At 45.7% G+C, this 1,952-nt stretch carries 4 protein-coding genes and 1 pseudogene; 3 read left to right on the plus strand and 2 right to left on the minus strand.

Annotated features, from left to right (window positions below; translation table 11 throughout):
* Positions 1–65: 65 nt before the first annotated feature.
* The gene (locus DCH402_RS16485) at positions 66–311 is read right to left on the minus strand and encodes a helix-turn-helix domain-containing protein (protein ID WP_040002297.1); all 246 of its coding nucleotides are present in this window, start codon (positions 309–311) and stop codon (positions 66–68) included.
* Positions 312–413: 102 nt separating this feature from the next.
* Between DCH402_RS16485 and DCH402_RS21645 the strand changes: the two genes are divergently transcribed.
* The 3 genes from DCH402_RS21645 (at position 414) to DCH402_RS16500 (ending at position 1,653) form a co-directional block, all read left to right on the plus strand.
* Positions 414–644 (plus strand): helix-turn-helix domain-containing protein, encoded by a 231-nt coding sequence (locus DCH402_RS21645; RefSeq protein ID WP_071604730.1) that lies wholly within the window; start codon positions 414–416, stop codon positions 642–644.
* A gap of 92 nt (positions 645–736) precedes the next feature.
* Entirely contained in the window at positions 737–955 is a 219-nt protein-coding gene (locus DCH402_RS16495) for a helix-turn-helix domain-containing protein (RefSeq protein ID WP_012768900.1), read from the plus strand.
* 296 nt (positions 956–1,251) lie between these two features.
* The gene (locus DCH402_RS16500; RefSeq protein ID WP_012768899.1) at positions 1,252–1,653 is read left to right on the plus strand and encodes an H-NS family histone-like protein; all 402 of its coding nucleotides are present in this window, start codon (positions 1,252–1,254) and stop codon (positions 1,651–1,653) included.
* A gap of 7 nt (positions 1,654–1,660) precedes the next feature.
* On the opposite strand, the pseudogene DCH402_RS16505 reads toward DCH402_RS16500, so the two are convergent.
* Positions 1,661–1,915, minus strand: a pseudogene (locus DCH402_RS16505) (recombinase); the annotation flags it as partial.
* Positions 1,916–1,952 lie beyond the last annotated feature (37 nt).

Below are 1,952 nucleotides of genomic sequence, written 5' to 3' on the forward strand. Positions count from 1 at the left end.
CCTCATCCGGACTTTAAAAACTCTTACCACGACGAATGACGTCATTTTTATCAGGGAAGTCACCTTCACTCTGACTTCCCTTCCCCACTCGGTGCGCACTTGAGGTCGTGATACCGCGAAGGCCAGATTTCTTCAGGCCGTTTATTCAACGCGTTGGCGATCAAGCGCTCACCTTTAGGCCAATGCCGCACCAGCGTATTTGCCAGCGTAGACGAAACCAGCCCAGCTTCTCTCGAAACCGCCGCCAGCGTTGTTCCCCGCTTCCTTAAACCCGCAATGATATCCGCAGGATGCCAGTCATATTGCTCCATACACCCTCCTCATTGTTGACGATAAGTCACATCGTAACACGAACCCCGAATTGTGACTAATAGTCCGTGGACTTATAAGTACCAAAACAGAATGCTTATGCCATGAAAACATCCGATTCGGTCAAAACCCTGCTGGGACAACGTGTTAAAGCGCTCAGATTGCAGGCGGGGCTATCTCAGGAAGCCTTCGCTGAAAAGTGCGGGCTGGATCGAACTTACATCAGCGGCATTGAGCGAGGGGTGAGAAACCCAACGCTTGAAGTGCTCTATGTTCTTGCGACTGGATTGCATACTGATCTCACCACGCTCTTCGTATTCCGCGATCCAGCCTAATTTTTGAACCTTATCGATTAAATCGACGAAGTAGCTCATATGTGACTCATCGTCCGTGGTCTGATAAGCAACATGGGATGATGCTTATCGGCATGAAAAATACAAAAGACATTACCGCCCGTTTTGGGCAACGTGTAAAAACGCTTCGCTTACAGGCAGGACTCTCCCAAGAAGCCTTCGCCGACAAGTGCGGTTTGGATCGCACCTATATCAGCGGCATTGAGAGGGGCGTTAGGAATCCGACTCTGGAAGTGATTGGGGTGATTGCTGACGGGTTAGAGATTCAACTGCAAAGTTTATTTGATTTTTAATAAGTTGCCTGCCGATATTGTAAACAAACAGAACCCGTTCATAAGCATGGAACGGGAAAAGCAGGATTTTCCCGATATTACTGTCAACATTGTCGCCGTATTTTACAGATTAATTATATTTTTATCGCCATCTCTATTTTCACGTACCATCCAATATACAAAAAAAGTCGTTCAAGAACGATAAATATAAACTTACAAAAAAGAATAATCAGGCATCAAACAAATTTATAGTATCTGCTTTATTTCATCTTTTATAGTATGATATTTATGACGTTCAACATTCAGGATAAATGATAATGAGTGAAGCCCTAAAAATATTAAATAACATTCGCACCCTTCGTGCTCAGGCTCGTGAGACCGATCTGCCAACACTGGAAGAAATGCTGGAAAAACTGACCGCCATTGTTGAAGACCGGCGTGAAGAAGAAGCCAGCGCACAGCAACAAAACGCAGAGCGTCAGGCTAAAATTGAAGCCTTACGTGCAAAACTACTGGAAGATGGTATTGATCCGTCTGAACTGCTCGGCGCTGTTGTTACCAGTAAAACAGCAAAAACCAAACGCACTCCCCGTCCTGCCAAATACAAATATACCGATGAAAACGGCAACGAACAGACGTGGACAGGTCAGGGCCGAACGCCTAAAGCTATCGCTGCTGCGCTGGAAAGTGGTAAAACGCTGGAATCCTTTGCTATCTAACCAAATTACTCCCTGTTGTCTGGCAGACAATGGGGAGCAAGCCAGCTCTACTTGAAACAGAATTGCCATATGCAACGTCTGACATTTTGAGTTTAACTAGATCACAGCCCCGAAGCTTACTGTCCAAAGTCATATTGAACAGGTCCAGATCGCGCGTTTTACCTTCCAGTTCAAGCCTGATTCCGATCCCCCAGATGTGAGATATCTGAAGCGGTCTTTTTTGTCCGATGATACGGTCTTTGTTCCACAGTAACGTGTTCATACTCAAATCTCCTGCAATGTGGGAGATTTGAGTATGC

The sequence above is a fragment of the Dickeya chrysanthemi NCPPB 402 genome (assembly GCF_000406105.1).
Lineage (GTDB): Bacteria > Pseudomonadota > Gammaproteobacteria > Enterobacterales > Enterobacteriaceae > Dickeya > Dickeya chrysanthemi.

Bases quoted from the DNA above. Each gene is read 5' to 3' on its own strand.
- DCH402_RS21645 (WP_071604730.1), top strand. From the start codon at position 414: ATGAAAACATCCGATTCGGTCAAAACCCTGCTGGGACAACGTGTTAAA.
- DCH402_RS16500 (WP_012768899.1), top strand. From the start codon at position 1,252: ATGAGTGAAGCCCTAAAAATATTAAATAACATTCGCACCCTTCGTGCT.
- DCH402_RS16495 (WP_012768900.1), top strand. From the start codon at position 737: ATGAAAAATACAAAAGACATTACCGCCCGTTTTGGGCAACGTGTAAAA.
- DCH402_RS16485 (WP_040002297.1), bottom strand. From the start codon at position 311: ATGGAGCAATATGACTGGCATCCTGCGGATATCATTGCGGGTTTAAGG.